The sequence below is a fragment of the Listeria costaricensis genome, assembly GCF_900183385.1.
Taxonomy (GTDB): domain Bacteria; phylum Bacillota; class Bacilli; order Lactobacillales; family Listeriaceae; genus Listeria; species Listeria costaricensis.
Map to the genome: position 1 here is coordinate 189,959 of NZ_FXUT01000004.1, position 19,144 is coordinate 209,102.

Sequence of the window (19,144 nt, forward strand, 5' to 3'; positions counted from 1 at the left end):
TCACAAAAATTCCATTTAAGGACTTGACTCCCTGAATGTAATCAACTATTATTAGTAATATAATCAAAAGATAACATTTATGGTCATTTGTTGAATAAATTAAGTGATGTGGAGGAGTACGACTATGACAGAAGTAAGAAAGTTAAAGAACTTTATCGGCGGCAAATGGGTAGAGAGCAATACGGATAAATATGAAGATGTCTACAATCCGGCAACGGGAGAAGTTATTTGCCAAGTCCCAATCTCAACGCGTGCGGAACTTGATGCGGCGGCAGAAATTGCCCAATCAGCTTTTGAAAAATGGAGTAAAGTAGCCGTTCCCAGACGTGCCCGCATTTTATTCAATTTTCAACAGCTGCTCCAAAAGCATAAAACAGAACTGGCAAAACTGATCACGATCGAAAATGGAAAAAACTTATCCGAAGCACTTGGCGAAGTGGGACGCGGCATTGAGAATGTTGAATTTGCGGCTGGCACACCGTCTCTCATGATGGGGGACTCACTGGCATCCATTGCAACGGATGTCGAGGCTGCCAACTATCGCTATCCAATCGGAGTATGCGGCGGGATTGCACCGTTCAACTTTCCGATGATGGTGCCATGCTGGATGTTCCCAATGGCAATCTCGCTTGGAAACAGCTTTATTTTAAAACCTTCTGAACGCACGCCGCTTCTAATGGAAAAGCTGGTCGAACTTTTTTCCGAAGCTGGGCTGCCAGATGGCGTTTTAAATGTCGTTTACGGTGCGCATGATGTCGTCAATGGCATTCTGGAAAACCCGACGATCAAAGCGGTTTCCTTCGTGGGATCAAAACCGGTCGGCGAGTATGTTTATAAAACAGGAAGTGCTAATTTGAAACGCGTGCAGTCGCTAACAGGTGCGAAAAACCATACGATCGTTCTAAATGATGCGGATATTGAAGATACCGTGACCAATGTGATTGCAGCGGCTTTCGGTTCTGCCGGCGAGCGCTGCATGGCTTGCGCAGTTGCAACTGTTGAAGATGGCATTTATGATGAATTTGTAGCAGCTTTAAAAGAAAAGGCTAGAAACGTGAAAATCGGGAATGGATTAGACGATGGCGTATTCTTGGGACCGGTCATTCGTGATGAAAATAAACAAAGAACGCTCGCCTATATTGAAAAAGGGCTGGAAGAAGGCGCCAAACTGGCTGTAGATGGTCGCGAAACAGCACCTGAAAATGGCTACTTTGTCGGACCGACGATTTTCGAGGAAGTTACGACAGATATGACAATCTGGAAGGATGAAATTTTTGCGCCGGTTCTATCAATCATTCGGGTGAAAAATTTGCAGGAAGCCGTTCGTACAGCCAACCGTTCGGAATTCGCCAATGGAGCCTGCCTGTTCACAAATAATGCCAATGCGATTCGGTATTTCCGCGAAAATATTGATGCCGGAATGCTTGGAATCAACTTGGGCGTGCCTGCGCCAATGGCATTCTTCCCGTTCTCCGGCTGGAAATCGTCCTTCTACGGAACCCTTCACGCCAATGGAAAAGACAGCGTAGATTTCTTCACACATAAAAAGGTTGTTACGGCAAGATACCCGCAAAAAGGCTTTGCGGAATAATCAGGAGGCCAAATGAAATGAAAAAACTACTGCGCAAACCAAAACATGAAGCAATCAAGGATGGCGTGACGCTTGTCCATGAAATCCATAAAGCCAATTCGCCGCTTACTTATGTGGCCTTTCGGATGATTGACCTTGCAGAAGGTGCGGTCTACCAAGAGAGTCTGGACGGGGAGGAAGTTTGTATCGTAGCCCTTACAGGTAAAATTACCGTTCAGGAAGGCGAGACAACTTTTGAAAAAATCGGGACGCGGGATTCCGTCTTTGAAAAAATTCCCACAGATAGTGTGTATATCGGAAACAGTCGCAGTTTTACCATTCAGGGCGAGTCGGAAATAGCCCGCGTGGCACTTTGCTACTCACCTACTAGGAAAAAATTGCCGACAAAGCTGATCAAAGCCAGCGACAACTCAATTGAGGACCGCGGCAAGTATCAAAATCAGCGCCATGTCCATAATATCTTGCCAGATTCCTCCGAGATCGCCGACAGTGTGCTCGTTGTGGAGGTATACACGGAAGGCGGCAACTTCTCAAGCTATCCGCCGCATAAACATGATCAGGACAATTTACCGGAAGAATCATTCCTTGAAGAGAGCTACTATCATGAAATGAACCCGCGTCAGGGCTTTGTTTTTCAGCGTGTCTATACAGATGACCGCTCGATTGATGAAACCATGACCGTTGAAAATGGAGATATGGTGCTAGTGCCAGCTGGTTATCATCCAGTCGGCGTTCCAGATGGCTATACTTCATACTATTTAAATGTGATGGCCGGTCCGACGAGAGTTTGGAAGTTCCATAATGATCCGGCCCATGAATGGATTTTAGACCGAGAATAGGGAGGAAAAAAGAATGAACTTGAATAAAAATAGCGAGCGAAAATTTGACATCATTGCCATTGGGCGTGCCTGCATCGATTTGAACGCGGTGGAATATAACCGGCCGATGGAAGAAACCATGACTTTCTCCAAATATGTCGGCGGCAGTCCGGCGAATATTGCAATTGGAACGTCCAAGCTGGGACTGAAAGCCGGCTTTATCGGGAAAATTCCAGATGATCAGCATGGCCGTTTCATCCAGTCTTATATGGCGGGCGTCGGAGTGGATACGACTGGCATGGTGCTCGACACGGAAGGACGCAAAGCTGGTCTGGCATTCACGGAAATCAAAAGTCCCGAAGATTGCAGCATCCTCATGTATCGCGACAATGTGGCCGATCTCTATTTGGCGCCAAGCGAAGTGGATGAAGATTACATCCGTCAGGCACGCGTCCTGCTGGTATCTGGAACAGCCCTTTCAAAAAGTCCGTCACGTGAGGCCGTTCTACATGCGATTCATCTGGCTAAGAAAAATGATTGCCTGGTGGTTTTTGAGCTGGATTACCGGCCATATACATGGGTATCCGAAGAAGAGACCGCCATTTACTATACGCTTGTGGCAGAACAGGCCGATATTGTCATCGGGACGCGCGACGAATATGATATGATGGAAGGCAAAGAGGGCGGCACGAACGAAGCTACAACACATCATCTGTTTGAAAATCAGGCCAAACTCGTCGTTATCAAGCATGGCGTGGAAGGTTCATTTGCCTATACACGTGAGGGCGCTACATTTAAAGCAGGCGTTTACAAAACAAACGTATTGAAAACATTTGGCGCGGGCGATTCTTACGCTTCCGCCTTCCTATACGCGCTCTTTAACGACAAGGGGATCGAAACGGCGCTCAAATATGGCAGCGCTTCAGCATCCATTGTGATCAGCAAGCACAGCTCGTCTGATGCCATGCCGACAGCAGCTGAAATCGAAACTTTACTGGAAGAACAAAAGTAATCGAATGGAGGTATAAAAGGTGGCAGGGAAAACGATTCGTTTAACAACCGCTCAAGCTTTGGTAAAATTTTTAAATCAGCAATATATAGAGATCGATGGCGAAGAAACACCGTTTGTCGAAGGCGTATTTGCAATTTTCGGCCATGGGAACGTCGTCGGAATCGGGCAGGCGCTGGAAGAACATCAAGGCCATTTAAAAGTCTTTCAAGGGAAAAATGAACAGGGAATGGCGCATGCGGCGATCGGATTTGCCAAGCAGAATAACCGCAAGAAAATTTTTGCATGTACAGCATCAGCAGGTCCGGGCAGTGCCAATTTTGTGACCGCAGCAGGGACAGCCTTGGCAAATAATATTCCGGTTCTTTTCCTGCCGGCAGACACTTTTGCGACACGTCAGCCAGATCCAGTTTTGCAGCAGCTCGAGCATGAGTACAGCGCCGACGTTTCCACGAATGATGCACTGCGCCCGGTATCGCGTTATTGGGACCGGATCGAGCGCCCTGAACAGCTGATGAGCGCCTTGCTTCGTGCGTTTGAAGTGATGACCGATCCGGCAACAGCAGGTCCAGCAACCATTTGCATTGCGCAGGATACAGAAGGAGAGGCCTACGATTACCCCGAAGACTTTTTCAAAAAACGGGTGCATTACGTAAACCGTCGCATTCCTACCGAACGTGAAATGAGTGGAGCGGTCGAAACCATCAAGGCCAGCAAACGCCCTGTGATCATTGTTGGCGGAGGTGCCCGCTATTCCGGCGCCCGCGAAGAACTTATCGCCATTTCGGAAAAATACAATATCCCGCTTGTCGAAACGCATGCCGGCAAGTCGACCGTCGAATGCACCTTCCCGAATAATTTGGGCGGCAACGGGATACTCGGGACGCTTGCTTCCAATAAGGCGATTAAAGCCGCCGATTTGATCATCGGAATTGGGACGCGCTATACGGACTTCACGACCAGCTCCAAAACAGCATTCAACTATGAGACAACCAAGTTTCTAAATATCAATGTTAGCCGTCCGCAAGCCTATAAATTTGATGCATTCCAAGTCGTGGGAGATGCCAAGGTGACCCTGCAGGCGCTCATTCCGGCGCTTGAAGGCTACCAGACGAGCTATGGCAATGAACTGAAGGCGCTGAAGGCGGAATGGTACGTGGAACGCGACCGCTTGGCCAATATCAAATTTACACGTGAAAATTTTGACCCGGAAATCAAAGATCAGTTTGACCAAGCCACCCTGAACGAATATGCAGATGCCCTCCGCACGGAATTCACTCAGACAGAAGCGCTTGTCACGATCAATGATGTCGTAGCAGAGGACAGTATTGCGCTCACTTCTGCTGGCTCCTTGCCGGGCGACCTGCAACGGCTTTGGGATCCAAAAGTAGCCGACACGTATCACCTCGAATACGGCTATTCCTGCATGGGCTATGAGATTAACGGAGCGCTGGGGGCCAAAATTGCCGAACCGGACAAAGAGGTCTACTCGATGGTTGGGGACGGCAGCTTCAACATGCTGCATTCTGAACTGCTGACCTCCTTACAATACGGCTATAAAATCAACATCATGCTATTTGATAATTCTGGCTTCGGCTGCATCAACAATTTGCAAATGGAAAACGGCAGCGACAGCTTCTACTGTGAGTTCCGCGATCAAAACAATCAAATTATGAACGTGGACTATGCCAAAATTGCAGAAGGCTACGGCGCCAAAGTTTTCCGTGCCAACAATAAAGAAGAGCTCATTGCCGCGCTTGAGGCAGCGAAAAAAGAAACCCGCACGACCCTAATCGAAATGAAAGTTTTACCAAAAACCATGACTGACGGCTACTTGGGCTGGTGGAATGTTGGCGTTTCAGAAGTTTCCGGCAAGGCGGGCATTCAAAAAGCCTTTGCTGATAAACAGGAAATGTTAAAGAAAGCCCGCAAATTCTAAAGGGGAAAAAGGAGGGATTCGCTTGGCTTTCGTATCCATGACGCATTTACTGAAAGATGCCGAAAAAAACGGCTATGCAGTCGGCCAATTCAACATCAACGGGCTCATCTGGGCGCAGGCAATTTTGCGCACGGCTGAACGCCTCAAGTCTCCCGTCATCATCGCTTCGAGTGACCGAATTGTTGACTATCTGGGTGGCTTCAAAACGATTGCCCAAATGGTCGACGCGCTAATGAAAGAAATGAACATCACCATCCCAGTCGTCCTGCACCTTGACCATGGCCAAACAGTCGAGCGCTGCATCGCCGCCGTGGACGCAGGCTACAGCTCCGTGATGTACGACGGTTCCCACTTGCCAATCGAGGAAAATATCCGCAACACCAAAAAAGTGGCAGACTATGCCCATGCCAAATTTGTCTCTGTTGAAGCAGAGGTCGGTTCGGTCGGCGGCATGGAGGACGGACTGGTTGGCGGTATCAAATATGCAGACCTGCATGAATGTGTCCGTCTCGTTGAAGAAACCCAAATTGACGCGCTGGCAGCCGCCCTAGGCTCCGTTCACGGCAAGTATCAAGGCGAGCCGGTTCTGGGCTTCGATGAAATGCAGGCCATCCGAGCAGCCATCGACATTCCGCTCGTCCTGCACGGCGCATCCGGCATTCCACTCGCGCAGCTGAAAAAGGCGATTGCTTACGGGCATGCCAAGATCAATATCAACACAGAGTGCAATCTGGCTTGGCGACAGGCCTTGCAGGAGACGATGGAAGAAAATCTAGAAGTTTTTGAACCGCGAGCCCTTCTTTTGCCCAGCATAACGGCCATTGAACGCGTCGTGGAAGAGAAAATGACCGAATTCGGCTCGACCAATCGTCTGGCACAACACGTCGAATAATCTAGAAAAGAAGCTGGGGCACCCATCGCTCAGCCACACAAAAAACAGGTTAGAAAACGCATCGACACGTTTTCTGACCTGTTTTTTTGATTGAGAACAACCAGCCCGCTTTGCCGGGGGGCGACATTTTGGATGTAACCGGGTCGACTAAATACCTGATACAGGATAAGTAAATTTGCCCGCACTGCTACTTAAGTCTGATTTTGAATTGTCGACCACCTGTTAAACAACTGTAACATGCGTATGCTATGCTTTTGATAGTTTGAAAGCGATTTTATAAAAAAGGGTGGTTTTATAAATATATGAAAAAATGGAGTTTGGGGGTCGCACTGCTGATTGCCGCACTGTTCTTCGTGTTCCTTCCGAAGCAGGCAGAAGCAGCTGTGCAAGGTAAAAATACGTGGGGATTCAGCACTTACGAACGCAATTTAAACGGCACGACAGCCTATACAAATCAACCAAATACAACCTATACGATTCACGGTCATGGAGGCGGCAAGGGCTACACTTGGTCAAATAAGCAGCGCTATCTGCCAGGTCAATTCGTCACACCACTTAAAAACGGGCAGCCGACCAGAGTAGAAACAAACGGCAAAGTAGCCATCTATGAACTGGTCAATCCGAATGAAACCAACATTACCGCGAATACGGCAATGCGTAAAATTGGCGAGCTTCAAGGCTCCATCACAGTCCGCGGCGAAAGCAACGGCTGGTTTTCCACCGATTATTACGGCGATACAAAGCGGATGGTCTTTTTTAAGGCTAGCGACTTGAAGGGCGATAAATACTGGTTCGTAAATGCAGCCAATACGCCTGCTAAAGATGACTACAACGCGCTTTATTCAGAAGCAAAAAAGCACCTCGGCAAAAAATATACTTACGGCGCGGTCGGTCCACAAACTTTTGACTGCTCCGGCTATACCCAATATGTATTTAAAAACGGCATTGGCAAAACGATTCCGCGGACGGCGCGCGAGCAGTACAACGCCGCTCAAAAAATCAGCTCCTCCCAGGCAAAAGCCGGCGATCTCGTCTTTTTCAATTACGGCTCCGGGATTGCCCATGTCGGCATCTATGTAGGCAATGGCACGATGATCAACTGCCAAAATAATGGCGTCAAATTAGACAACATCGCCAGCGGTTACTGGAAAAATTATCTCGTCGGTTATGGACGGGTAGCGAATTTTTAATGATGAAAAGCTCTGAAAATAGACTGCACCAACTTCCAAATATTAGTCCTAAAAATCTAACATTCGGGAGGTTGGCGCAGCTTTCAGAGCTTTTTTTACTAGGTCAAAACGAAATAGCTGATGACAAGCGTTAAGAGTGTCACCACTAGGCCAGCGCCTAAAAACACAGCTGTTACATAGAGCAATGTGCGCCAAATTGAGGACATCGTATCACTTCCAGACTGACAAATTTTGGCTATTACAAGAACATTATATCCCAAAAACGGCTCGTTTGACATCCAACCCAAAGTGGGAAAAAATGGACGTGAAGGAATATTTTCAGATCAAAGGAGAGTGTTTCACGTGAAACAAATTATGATCGAGCGAAATGTGATGGCGGAAATGCGCGATGGTGTGCGGCTTGCGGCAGACATTTACCGCCCCAATGATGACGGACGCTATCCAGTGCTATTGACTCGGCTGCCGTATAGTAAAAAATACGGTCTGCATTTTCTGCGACCGGACGTGCTGGCTGAGCGCGGCTATGTGGTGATTGTTCAGGATGTGCGGGGGCGTTTTGAATCGGAAGGGGAGTTTGTGCCGTATGTGGCGGAAGTAGAGGACGGCTATGATACGATCGAATGGGCAGCGGGTCTACCTTATTCTGATGGGCAGGTCGGCATGTTTGGGCTGTCTTATTATGGCTACACGCAGATGCTGGCGGCAATCAGCGGTTCGGAAAAGCTGAAAGTGGTGGCTCCTGTGATGGCGCAAAACAGCATGACGGACGTGTTTAATGACCATGACGGCGCGCTTGAGCTGGGCATGTGGACGACTTGGAATCTGGAATCAATTCTGCCGGATATGCTTTTGCGCCGCTATAGAGATACGGATCAGTTGGAGACGAGGATGGCAGACTTGTTGCAGGATCTGGATGGAATCGAGGAGAGCTATAGCCGGAAGCCATACGGGCAGTATCGGCCGATTACGCGTACAGGTGCGATGGACTATTATGACAGACTGCTAGGGCTGCATGCAGAAGATGAGCATTGGCAGAAAATTGATGTGAAAAGTGTCTATCAAAAAGTGCGCGTACCGGGTCTACATATTGCCGGCTGGTACGACTGCTTTCTCGACAAGACGATCGCCAATTTTCAGAATGGGCATGAGCGCGGCCTAGGCGACCGGCTGATTATCGGGCCGTGGACGCACGCCAATTTTGTTTCCTATATTGGTGACCGGAATTTTGGCGTGGCCGCAAGTCGATTTGGTGAGGCCAGCATGCACGAGCTTCATTTAGACTGGTTTGACCACTGGCTGAAAGGGGCGCCCGAAAAAATCATCCCGCCAATTCAGTACTTTGTGATGGGAACCAATCAGTGGAAGACGGCGAAAAATTGGCCGCTTGAAAACACCCATTTCACCCCGCTTTATTTTCATAGTAACGGGCAGGCCAACACAAAAAACGGCGATGGAACAGCCAGTTTTCACCAGCCAGACGAGAAAAGTCCTGTCGATCAGTTTATCTATGATCCAGAAAATCCCGTGCCGTCATACGGAGGAGGAACACTGCATAAGGGCCTCCACGCAGACGGTCCGCAAGATCAACAGCAGTTGGAAGAACGGGCAGATGTCCTCTGCTACACAACAGCACCGCTGAAAAAAGAGCTTGAGGTGACCGGCCCCATCCAGGTCGAACTTTATGCACGAACGGATGCCCCGAATACCGACTTTACGGCGAAACTAGTAGACGTAGCGCCAGACGGAACGGCCTACAATCTAACGGACGGCATTATTCGAGCCGCCAAGCAGCAAAAGGCACCTTTGGATAATAAAGTGTATAAATATACGATCGATCTTTGGGCAACCAGCAATGTATTCTTAAAAGGGCACCAGATTCGTGTGGAAATTTCATCGAGCAACTTCCCGCGGTTTGACCCCAATCCAAATACAGGCGGCAGTTTCATCGACACGACCGCCAGCCGAACAGCCCGTCAGCAGATTTATCACGATCTGGCACATCCGTCCCATATCATTTTACCGATCATCAAATGATTTTTTATGCAAATAGTTCCTATACTCTGCTTTTAAATCATGGTAAAATAAGAAGTAACTGTAAAATTAGCCATGATGATTCTAAAAAGGGAATTTATAAATAGACAGAAACCAATGAAGGAGAAGGTAGAGTGAATAAATTAATCAAAAAAATAACAGTCGCGGCACTTGCGCTTGGAGTAGCTGCTAGCGGCGTTTTCGTCAGTCCTAAAAGTGCAGCGGCGGCCGAACAGCCAAATGTGAATGCCAATGCAGCGATCGCCATTGAAGAAAGCACGGGTAAAGTCCTTTACCAAAAAGATGCCGACAAACTGATGGGCATTGCTTCCATGACGAAAATGATGGACGAGTACATACTGCTAGAACAAATCAATTCTGGCAAGCTGAAATGGGACGACAAGGTAACGATTTCTGATTATGCCTATAAAATCTCGCAGGATACCTCGCTTTCCAATGTGCCACTTCGTCTAGGCGAAGAATACACGGTGCAGGAACTGTATGAAGCGATGGCGATCTATTCGGCAAATGGTGCGGCGATTGCGCTGGCAGAGAAAATGGCCGGTAGCGAAGCCGAATTCGTCGACATGATGAACAAGAAAGCAGAAGAGCTGAACCTTGGCGAGCACAAATTCGTCAATTCGACAGGGCTGAATAACTCAGACTTGAAAGGCGGTCAGCAAGTCGGCAGTGCAACGGATGAGAACCAGATGACGGCACGCGGCATGGCCAAGCTAGCCAAGCATTTGATTGATGATTATCCAGAAATTCTCAAAACGTCGAGCATTACGAAAAAGACGTTCCGCGAGGGCACTTCTGATGCCATTGACATGACCAACTGGAACTGGCTTTTGCCCGGTTTGCTTTACGGTCGTGAAGGTGTCGACGGTTTGAAAACAGGGACGACAGATTATGCCGGCATGTGCTTGACAGCTACGGCTGAGCAGGACGGCATGCGCGTGATTACGGTTGTGATGCATGCCAATGGTGGCGACAGCAGTAGTGATCACAATAGCGCCCGTTTTGACGAGACAAACAAAATGCTCGATTATGCGTTTAATAATTTTAAAGTAATGGACGTACAGGCAAAAGGCACGAAAGTAACAGATCCGTCATCTGTGGCGGTGACAAAAGGGAAGGAAGATTCAGTGGGACTAGTGACGACAGATGATGTCAAACTGGTTGTACCGAAATCGACTGAAAAAGCCAAACTGGAAACAAAAGTAACGCTCGACAAGAAGGAGCTCGAGGCCCCGGTTAAAAAGGGCACCAAGGTTGGCACAATGACCGTAGCGCTTAAAGATGGCGACGATTTGGGCTATCTGGACGGCAAGCAAGCAGAAACAATTGGAGTGGCAACGGCTGGCGATGTTGAAAAAGCCAACTGGTTCGTTCTTTCCATGCAATCTGTAGGCAACTTCTTCGTAGGCGTTGGCGATTATGTAGTGGACGGCGTCAAAGGCTGGTTTTAATAGAAAAAAAGGCTGTAAAACATNNATGTTTTACAGCCTTTTTTTATGATGAAAAATGTCAATCTGCCCTTCATTTAAGAAGGACAGATTTTTTTCATGATGCAGAAGGTTTCTTCAGTCCGAATGCGACGATCAGCCCGATTACAGCAATCGCCAGTGTGAAACCGAAGCCGAGGTGCGAACCTTGAACGAACGCTTCGACGGTTGATTTTCCGGCATCCTGTGCGTTGATTTCACCAAAGCTCAACAAGCTCGTCGTAATGGCTGTTGCAACGGCGCCGAAGATTTGTTGTAACGTATTCAAGATCGAACTGCCATCTGAAGCCTGTGGGCCGCTAAGCGCGTTCAGACCGTACATCTGTGCAGGTGACATGATAAGCGGGATTCCGACCATCAGCACCATGTGGGCGATGAGGACGTACCAGATCGATGAGGTGTTCGTGGCGAATACCAGCAGGGCCGAACCGCAGATTGCGAAAAGGAAGCCGAGCTGGACGATCGCCTTGGCACCGAAACGGTCGAACAGCCGTCCCGAAATAATCGAAAAGAAGGCGTTCAGGACACCAGCAGGTAACATTAAAAGACCGGTTTCCGTTGCCGAAATGCCCATCCCTTTTTGCCAAAACATCGGTAAAAGATACATGGACGACATGATCATAGCAAAATTAAGAATCACCAGCAAAAGGCCGAGTGTGAAGCGTTTGGTTTGGAAAGCACGAACATCTAGGATCGGTGTGTCGAGTTTAAGCTGGCGTTTTCCGTAGAAAAAGAGTGCAAGCAGGCCAATCAAAAGACTGACTAAAACGACAGGCGATCCCCAACCTGCATCACTGGCCATGCTGGCGCCAATTACAAGGCCGCCGAAACCGATCGTAGAAAGTAGGATTGAGAAGAAGTCCACTTTCGGCTTGGTGACCTCCGTTACATTTTTCATAAATCGAAGGGTGATAAAAAGTGCAATAAGCATGAGTGGGACGAGCAGCCAGAAAATGAACCGCCATGAAAGCAAGCCGATAATCAGTCCGGCAAGTGTTGGCCCGATCGCCGGTGCAAACATGATCACGAGTCCGACAAGTCCCATCGCTGCCCCGCGTTTGTTAGGCGGATAGACAGCCAGTAGAACGATAAAAATAAGCGGCAAAATGATCCCGGTCGCCAGCCCCTGAATCAGCCTTCCGACAAGTAGCATCGGGAAATTCACCGCCAGAGCAGCAATAATCGCGCCGACCATAAAGTCGCAGATTGCAAAAATAACCAGTTTGCGCGTCGAGAAAAGCTTTGTTAACAGACTTGCAAGCGGTAAAGTAATACCGATCAACAGCAGATAGCCAGTCAGTAGCCACTGCACCGTACCCGCGCTGATGTCAAATTGAGTCATTAGTTCAGGGATCGCAATATTGAGCGCCGTCTCACTGAACATGCCTACGAAACCGCCAATCAGCAGACCAAGCATAATTAGATTGGGATTTGTATGTTTTTTCGTCATAAATTCTCCTTTCAATCGTGCTGTTTTCAAACAAGCGCAAATCTTGGAAATAATCCAATGAAACGACTACCTGCTCTGAAACAACAACAGTACCCATCATAGCAGATAAAAAATTTTTTCGTAAGTTTTTTTTTTGAAAAATTTTAGCGGGAAAGCACACTATAAAATGTCAAATTAAATAATTATGTAATTTATCCTACTTATAATCAAGCTGGAAAGACGAAGTAATGCTTGATAATTCAAGGGTTTAAGCGGCGTGAGAGGTTGTCACAATGTGTAAGAATGTGTATAATTTAAAACAAGATTTCAAACAACAATACGATTAATGGAGAAGGAAAGATGGAGAAAAAACATCGAATCAAGCTTTCACATATTACAAAACAATACGATCTGACAAAGACAAAAAGTGAAAAAATCAAAGCAATGCTGTTTAATCAGCACACGGAGTCTTTTTGGGCACTGCGAGATGTCAACTTGACGATTTATGATGGGGAAGCGATCGGCTTGATTGGCATCAACGGATCAGGCAAGTCGACCCTTTCCAATATTATTTCCGGTGTCATCGTTCCAACATCTGGAAAGGTGGAAGTGGAGGGTGAAGTGTCGCTGATTGCGATCCAAGTCGGGTTGAAAGGGCCGCTCACAGGACTTGAAAATATTCGACTCAAGCTTTTAATGCACGGCATGACGAATAAAGAAATTGATACAAAAATCCCGTCGATCATTGATTTTGCGGATATTGGCGATTTCATCAACCAGCCGATCAAAAACTATTCAAGCGGGATGAAGTCGCGGCTGGGCTTTGCCATTTCAGTGCATTTGGACCCGGATATTTTAGTCATTGACGAAGCATTGTCAGTAGGCGACCAGACCTTTTACCAAAAATGTGTCGACAAAATCAATGAATTCAAGGCGCGCGGCAAAACAATCATCTTTGTCAGCCATTCCATCACGCAGGTCAAAAATCTTTGCGACCGCATTGTCTGGATGCATTATGGACAGGTGCGCGAGGTGGGTACAAACACGGAAATCGCCCAGAACTACGTGGATTTTGTCAACTGGTATAACAAACTCTCCAAAGAAGTAAAAAGCAAGTATATTAAAGAGCATCGCGAGGAGCAAAAACATGGCGTCGGCTTGTCGCGCATCATGAAATCCCCCACGAAGGAAAAAATGTCATGGAAAACCACCGCTTCCGGAATCCTGCTGGCACTACTGACGCTGTTTTTCGCCATTTTAGTTGGAAGCGGCACATCGTTTATCGGTCTTTTTACAAGCGAAGACCAAACCGCCGAGCCAGCAAAAACACAGACCGAACAGACCAAGAAAAAAGAAACATCCACCGATAATCAGGCGGACAAGGAGAAGCAAGCAGATAAAAAGAAACAAAAGGAACAGCAATCTGCCGAAAAGACGGAGCAAGAGCAGGCAGCATCTGCAACAGCCCAAACCTATGAAGTGCAAGCAGGGGACTCGCTCTCAAGCATTGCCGCCCAATTTTATCCCGATGATTCTGTACAGACAAGTGTAGAAAAAATCAAAGAAGCAAACGATATGGAAACAGACACGATCAACCCAGGTCAGACGCTAAAGATTCCAGCACAATAGAAAAAGGATTTCTCACATGAGAAATCCTTTTTTGGATAGAGTCGTTGTTGGGGATAAGACCCTACGTGCAAATAATAGCATAATACCCGTATAATAGCAAAATTTCACAATTGTAACATGAGTTTAACTAGTAACGGACATATTCCGGCTCTTCATCTTTGATAGAAGAAAAAGGCGGAAGTTCATCTAGCGGACTAAACAGCTCACTAGGGCGTAATTCAAGCGCAATGGCAATCTCAAGAAGCTTTGATAAACTGACATTCTCACGCTTATAATTCTCAATTTGGCTAATGTAAGAAGCAGTGACTCCGGAGATCTCCGATAGCTGTAAAACGGTGTAACATTTCTTCATTCGTCTCTCTTTTAAAGTCGTCCCAACGACTTTTAAAATTTCATAAGTAATTTCCATGTGAGTCAACCTCATTATGATTTTTTCTTTCATCTTAATCAATAATGAGCCTCCCAGCATTCTACACAAGTAAAATATTGGCGTGAAATGGGAAATAATTTATTTTTGCCATTTCATCTGTATCCAACCTCGGACACTATTTGTGCACCAAACCCTGTCAGCTGTATGTAAATCAGCTACTGAAAGAGTCTGTTCATGAACTTCGCCGGCTTGAAGAAGCGAGTCCCGGAAAATTCCGCCGAGAATTCCAGCGGAGAGCGGAGGTGTCATTTTTTGATTATTTTTTTCGATCACCAAATTTCCGTTGATAAACTCTGTTAATTCATGCTTGTCATTCCAAAGCAAGGTCTCCACGCTACCCGCTTTTCGGCACATTTCATAGGCATCTCGCTCCGTTACTTTATGAGCGAGCAGCGGCTGAAAATCGATCGGCCGGTCGGCAAGCTGAAAATCCCACTCGGGCACCTGCGCCGGAATAGGGTCAGCTGTTACTTCCAAGTTTCCGTTGGCATATAAAACACTGCGCAGTTTATAGATGCCAACAGAATGAGCGGCGGCTACTCGTTGCCAGCTATTTTTGATTTTGCGGTCATCAAATGTGAAAGCAAGCTCCCGCGCACTTTTCTCAAGCCGGGCGAGATGCTTCTCAAACCGCAGAATTTGGCCATTTTCAAGCCGCATACTTTCAATCAGTCCAAACGTGGGAAAAGCCTGCTTCAACACAGCCATCTTGGCATGCACCTCTTGAAACTCGGCGGCAGGGTCAGAATCCCAGACAATGCCGCCACCCACGCCATAACTTGCCCGTTGATTGGCTGCCTCATAGACAAGCGTCCGAATAGGCACGCTGAAAATCATTTCGCTATCTGGCGAGATATAGCCAATCGCCCCGCAATAAACTTCCCGAGGAGCCGTCTCGAGTTCCGCAATCACCTGCATGGTACTGACTTTCGGCGCCCCAGTAATCGAGCCACACGGAAAGAGGGCGCGAAAAATTTCCAACAAGTCCGTCTCCGGCAATAATTCAGCAGTAACCGTGGAAGTCATTTGCCAAACAGTCGGATACCCTTCAATCGAGCAAAGTTTGGGCACTTTCACGCTGCCAGTTTTGGCGATTCGTCCCAGGTCATTCCGCAGCAAGTCCACGATCATAACGTTTTCCGAATGATTCTTCTCATCATTTGCCAAAAATGCCCGCAGCTGCCGGTCCGCTTCCTGATTGGCCCCTCGTCGTGCGGTTCCTTTCATCGGCCGCGTGACAATCTGCCCATCCCGCACCTTGAAAAACAATTCTGGAGAGGCGGACAGAATCTGCCACCTGCCCAAATCCAAATGTGCCGCATAGTCGACCTGCCCCACATGCCGCAGCTGCCCATAAAGCCGTGCAAATGCAGTGTCATCCAAGTTCGCCTCGACATCAAGCGCCCCAGTGGCCCGTACCGTATAATTCGTTTGATAGGTCACACCATTTTTAATGTGCTGCCTGATCTGCTCAATTTTCCGCCGGTAGTCACTTTCGGCCGTATCCAGCACCAAGTCGAGCGGCCAGGCTAAATCTGCGCCCACCTGCTCACCCGTCGAAAAATCTCGATAGATGCCAAACCAGATCAGCGGCAATGCCCGATTTCCAGAATGAACGACCATCTCAGAATGAAATGCCGGCGCCGCATCATAACTCATATAGCCGGCAATGTAATAGCCCTGCGCCCGATAACCCTCCATTTGTGCCATTATTTCCGGAATCTCAGCCACATCGTCCGTCATAAGCACCACTTCCGGATTAGTAAAAATCTTCGTCTGCCCCTCAAAATCAAATCGCAGTCGACTCATCGTGCCGTCACCACTCGATCCGTGGCCAAACAGGCAATAAAATTCGCCAAGAGTGCATGCCCATTTTCGCTTAAGACAGCTTCCGGGTGAAACTGTACACTCATGATTGGCAATTCCGTGTGCTCAAGCCCCATCACCACTTGATCGGCCTTAGTTTCAGCCGTGACAGTCAGGCAGTTCGGCAAAGTTTCACGTGAAACAATCAGCGAATGATAGCGAGTAACGGAAAATTCAGCCGGCAGTTTTTGAAAGAGTCGACTAGAAGTGTCTGCGGAAATCAGACTATTTTTACCATGAACAGGAGCAGCTCCGTGCAAAATATCCGCACCGAAAAAATGCGCAATTAGCTGGTGCCCTAAACAGATGCCGAGTATCGGACGCTTTGTCGCATATTTTGCCAAGAAGGCCAATGTTTCGTGCGCATCAGCCGGACTTCCCGGACCTGGCGAAAGCACGATGCCAGAATAGTTTTCCACAGACTGGAGCGCGACTAATTTATCCGGAGTAACGATCTCACAATCCTCACCCAAAGTTAAAAAATACTGGTATAAATTATAAGTAAAAGAATCATGATGATCAATGAGTAATAACATAGCAGACCTCCCGCCGAATAAGATACTATTCACAACAAATGAAAAATATGAAAATAATCTTACAAGTGTTATATCTATAAAGTAGTACGTTACAGCATAAAAAGCAAGATGAAGCCGGGATTTTTTTATCAGTGGACAAGTAAAAATCTAGCGGTTGCCAAACAGCCTGAGATACGTTAGAATACAAGTAATCGAACAATCTAAAACGTTGACAAGAAATAGTAGCAGAGTTTTCTTCCTATAGAGAGCAGGCGGTCGGTGCAAGCCTGTGCAGAAGCTTTGTGAATCCATCTTGGAGTGAATGGTGGAACATCCTTTGGGGTCAGTAAATCATTCCGGTGTGAACCGTTAAATCTCAATGAAGCTGGAGATCATTTCGGATGATCTCAACTAGGGTGGCAACGCGGTTAACTTCCGTCCCTTCTATACGTCGAGTATAAGGGGAGGGGAGTTTTTTATTTTCCTTATACCGACAGACAATTCGAGAAAAAATGATATGAGGAGGAAAAAAGATGTTAGACGTAAAATTACTACGCAACCACTTTGATGAAGTAAAAGCAAAGCTGGCACATCGCGGAGAAGACTTAGGAGAATTTGAAAAATTTGGCGAGCTGGATAAACGTCGCCGGACACTGATTCTTGAAACAGAAGGACTAAAAAGTCAGCGCAATGAAGTCTCCCAAGAAATCGCCACTTTAAAGCGCAATAAAGAAAATGCAGATGCAAAAATCGAAGAAATGCGTGTTGTAGGTGACCGCATCAAGACACTCGATTTAGAACTGAAAGAAATTGACGAAAAGCTCGATCGCATTCTCATGTCGATCCCCAACATCCCGCATGAATCCACGCCAGTCGGTGAATCAGAAGATGATAATGTGGAAATTCGCAAGTGGGGAGAGGTTCGCGCCTTTGATTTTGAGCCAAAACCGCACTGGGATTTAGGCGTGGATTTGGACATCCTTGATTTTGAAAATGCAGGGAAAGTAACTGGCAGCCGTTTCGTATTCTATAAAAAACTAGGCGCACGTTTAGAACGCGCACTTCTCAACTTTATGATGGACTTGCATTCGACGGAGCATGGCTATGAAGAGATGCTGCCGCCGTACATGGTCAACCGGGCGAGCATGACGGGAACTGGTCAGCTGCCTAAATTTGAGGAAGATGCCTTTCTTGTTGAAAAAGAAGACTACTTCCTAATCCCAACTGCCGAAGTACCGGTGACCAATTATCACCGTGATGAAATTCTAAAGTCTGAGGATCTGCCGCGCAAGTATACCGCATTTAGCGCCTGCTTCCGTTCTGAAGCCGGTTCTGCCGGACGTGATACTCGTGGACTCATCCGTCAGCATCAGTTTAACAAAGTCGAACTCGTGCAATTTGTCAAACCAGAAGATTCCTACGAAGCGCTTGAAAAATTGACCGGCAATGCAGAAGCCGTTCTCCAAGCGTTGGAGCTACCATATCGCGTACTCAGCATGTGTACAGCCGACCTTGGTTTCACGGCAGCGAAAAAATACGACTTAGAAGTTTGGATTCCAAGCTACGGCACTTATCGTGAAATCTCGTCGTGCAGTAACTTTGAAGCCTTCCAAGCAAGACGTGCCAACATTCGTTTCCGCCGCGAACCCGGTGCAAAACCAGAATATGTCCACACGCTCAACGGCTCAGGCCTTGCAATCGGCCGTACAGTCGCAGCCATTCTTGAAAACTATCAAGATGCAGACGGCTCCGTTCGCATTCCAAAAGCTCTCCAAGGCTACATGGGCGGCATCGAACGCATCGAAGCCCCAGCCGAATAAAAATAATGACACTAAAAAGCTCGCGACTCAATTGTCGCGAGCTTTTTATCTGTAAAGAAGGCACATAATGGATTTGGGCGAAAAAAGAGCCATGTTTTCCGAGGATGAATAGGTAGTGATGAACCAATTTGCACATTTACACAAGAAAAAAATAGGGTACAATGTAAGCGGAAAAAGAGCCATGCACCCACATGACGCTTAAAGTTGTAAGCACCCATTATTGAATAGATTTAAATAACCTACTACAGCGGGGCTAAAGCTTATGGTAGGTTATTTTTTTATGCTCATTACCGTCACGAATGAGCAACACTAAAGATGCAAAAGCAATCATTAGTAGGTTATACCTTTCTAGGGACAACGCAATTAGGAATCATAAGAGGCATCCCCTTAGCCACCCCCATAAACTGTAACATCAATAACAAATGAAAATACATATAATTTGAACGATAAGATACAAGAAATATCCGAAAGGGGAAA

Annotated in this window: 13 protein-coding genes, 1 pseudogene and 1 other annotated feature; of the genes and pseudogenes, 10 read left to right on the forward strand and 4 right to left on the reverse strand. The window is 47.1% G+C overall.

Annotation, left to right across the window (positions count from 1 at the left end; genetic code table 11):
- Positions 1 to 124: 124 nt before the first annotated feature.
- The 8 genes from iolA (at position 125) to pbpD1 (ending at position 10,942) form a co-directional block, all read left to right on the forward strand.
- Positions 125 to 1,591 carry a methylmalonate-semialdehyde dehydrogenase gene (iolA, locus tag CS921_RS04020; protein ID WP_099221767.1) on the forward strand — a complete coding sequence of 489 codons (1,467 nt, stop codon included), beginning with the start codon at positions 125 to 127 and terminating at the stop codon, positions 1,589 to 1,591.
- A gap of 17 nt (positions 1,592 to 1,608) precedes the next feature.
- Positions 1,609 to 2,430, forward strand: a complete 822-nt coding sequence (gene iolB / locus CS921_RS04025; RefSeq protein WP_099221768.1) for a 5-deoxy-glucuronate isomerase — start codon at positions 1,609 to 1,611, stop codon at positions 2,428 to 2,430.
- A 13-nt stretch (positions 2,431 to 2,443) separates the two neighbouring features.
- A complete protein-coding gene (gene iolC / locus CS921_RS04030; RefSeq protein ID WP_099221769.1) occupies positions 2,444 to 3,421 on the forward strand; it encodes a 5-dehydro-2-deoxygluconokinase in 978 nt (325 codons plus the stop codon).
- Between the two features lie 19 nt (positions 3,422 to 3,440).
- Positions 3,441 to 5,357 carry a 3D-(3,5/4)-trihydroxycyclohexane-1,2-dione acylhydrolase (decyclizing) gene (gene iolD, locus CS921_RS04035; RefSeq protein WP_099221770.1) on the forward strand — a complete coding sequence of 639 codons (1,917 nt, stop codon included), beginning with the start codon at positions 3,441 to 3,443 and terminating at the stop codon, positions 5,355 to 5,357.
- Between the two features lie 22 nt (positions 5,358 to 5,379).
- Positions 5,380 to 6,249 (forward strand): class II fructose-1,6-bisphosphate aldolase, encoded by an 870-nt coding sequence (gene fba / locus CS921_RS04040; protein WP_099221771.1) that lies wholly within the window; start codon positions 5,380 to 5,382, stop codon positions 6,247 to 6,249.
- Positions 6,250 to 6,551: 302 nt separating this feature from the next.
- Positions 6,552 to 7,439, forward strand: a complete 888-nt coding sequence (locus tag CS921_RS04045) for an NlpC/P60 family protein (protein ID WP_099221772.1) — start codon at positions 6,552 to 6,554, stop codon at positions 7,437 to 7,439.
- Positions 7,440 to 7,793: 354 nt separating this feature from the next.
- Positions 7,794 to 9,473, forward strand: coding sequence for a CocE/NonD family hydrolase (locus tag CS921_RS04050; protein ID WP_099221805.1), 1,680 nt, complete (start codon positions 7,794 to 7,796; stop codon positions 9,471 to 9,473).
- A gap of 131 nt (positions 9,474 to 9,604) precedes the next feature.
- Positions 9,605 to 10,942: a D-alanyl-D-alanine carboxypeptidase PBPD1 gene (gene pbpD1 / locus CS921_RS04055; protein WP_099221773.1), complete on the forward strand. Its 1,338-nt coding sequence runs from the start codon at positions 9,605 to 9,607 to the stop codon at positions 10,940 to 10,942.
- 94 nt (positions 10,943 to 11,036) lie between these two features.
- Here the strand turns inward: pbpD1 and CS921_RS04060 are convergent, their stop codons facing one another.
- The gene (locus CS921_RS04060) at positions 11,037 to 12,428 is read right to left on the reverse strand and encodes a DHA2 family efflux MFS transporter permease subunit (protein WP_099221774.1); all 1,392 of its coding nucleotides are present in this window, start codon (positions 12,426 to 12,428) and stop codon (positions 11,037 to 11,039) included.
- Between the two features lie 339 nt (positions 12,429 to 12,767).
- Between CS921_RS04060 and CS921_RS04065 the strand changes: the two are divergent.
- Positions 12,768 to 13,760, forward strand: a pseudogene (locus tag CS921_RS04065) (ABC transporter ATP-binding protein); the annotation flags it as partial.
- 403 nt (positions 13,761 to 14,163) lie between these two features.
- Here the strand turns inward: CS921_RS04065 and CS921_RS04070 are convergent.
- From CS921_RS04070 to CS921_RS04080, 3 genes are all read right to left on the reverse strand, one after another.
- A complete protein-coding gene (locus tag CS921_RS04070; protein WP_162921689.1) occupies positions 14,164 to 14,445 on the reverse strand; it encodes a helix-turn-helix domain-containing protein in 282 nt (93 codons plus the stop codon).
- Between the two features lie 99 nt (positions 14,446 to 14,544).
- On the reverse strand, positions 14,545 to 16,275 hold the full coding sequence (gene pabB / locus CS921_RS04075) for an aminodeoxychorismate synthase component I (RefSeq protein ID WP_099221777.1): 1,731 nt from the start codon (positions 16,273 to 16,275) through the stop codon (positions 14,545 to 14,547).
- Positions 16,272 to 16,868, reverse strand: coding sequence for an anthranilate synthase component II (locus tag CS921_RS04080; protein ID WP_099221778.1), 597 nt, complete (start codon positions 16,866 to 16,868; stop codon positions 16,272 to 16,274). The genes pabB and CS921_RS04080 overlap by 4 nt, the downstream gene beginning before the upstream one ends.
- Before the next feature lie 199 nt (positions 16,869 to 17,067).
- Positions 17,068 to 17,293, forward strand: a binding site (T-box leader).
- 87 nt (positions 17,294 to 17,380) lie between these two features.
- On the opposite strand from CS921_RS04080, the gene serS reads away from it, so the two are divergent.
- Positions 17,381 to 18,667 (forward strand): serine--tRNA ligase, encoded by a 1,287-nt coding sequence (serS, locus tag CS921_RS04085; RefSeq protein WP_099221779.1) that lies wholly within the window; start codon positions 17,381 to 17,383, stop codon positions 18,665 to 18,667.
- Positions 18,668 to 19,144 lie beyond the last annotated feature (477 nt).

Bases quoted from the DNA above. Each gene is read 5' to 3' on its own strand.
- iolA (WP_099221767.1), top strand. From the start codon at position 125: ATGACAGAAGTAAGAAAGTTAAAGAACTTTATCGGCGGCAAATGGGTA.
- iolB (WP_099221768.1), top strand. From the start codon at position 1,609: ATGAAAAAACTACTGCGCAAACCAAAACATGAAGCAATCAAGGATGGC.
- iolC (WP_099221769.1), top strand. From the start codon at position 2,444: ATGAACTTGAATAAAAATAGCGAGCGAAAATTTGACATCATTGCCATT.
- CS921_RS04045 (WP_099221772.1), top strand. From the start codon at position 6,552: ATGAAAAAATGGAGTTTGGGGGTCGCACTGCTGATTGCCGCACTGTTC.
- CS921_RS04050 (WP_099221805.1), top strand. From the start codon at position 7,794: ATGATCGAGCGAAATGTGATGGCGGAAATGCGCGATGGTGTGCGGCTT.
- CS921_RS04060 (WP_099221774.1), bottom strand. From the start codon at position 12,428: ATGACGAAAAAACATACAAATCCCAATCTAATTATGCTTGGTCTGCTG.
- CS921_RS04070 (WP_162921689.1), bottom strand. From the start codon at position 14,445: ATGGAAATTACTTATGAAATTTTAAAAGTCGTTGGGACGACTTTAAAA.
- pabB (WP_099221777.1), bottom strand. From the start codon at position 16,275: ATGAGTCGACTGCGATTTGATTTTGAGGGGCAGACGAAGATTTTTACT.
- CS921_RS04080 (WP_099221778.1), bottom strand. From the start codon at position 16,868: ATGTTATTACTCATTGATCATCATGATTCTTTTACTTATAATTTATAC.
- serS (WP_099221779.1), top strand. From the start codon at position 17,381: ATGTTAGACGTAAAATTACTACGCAACCACTTTGATGAAGTAAAAGCA.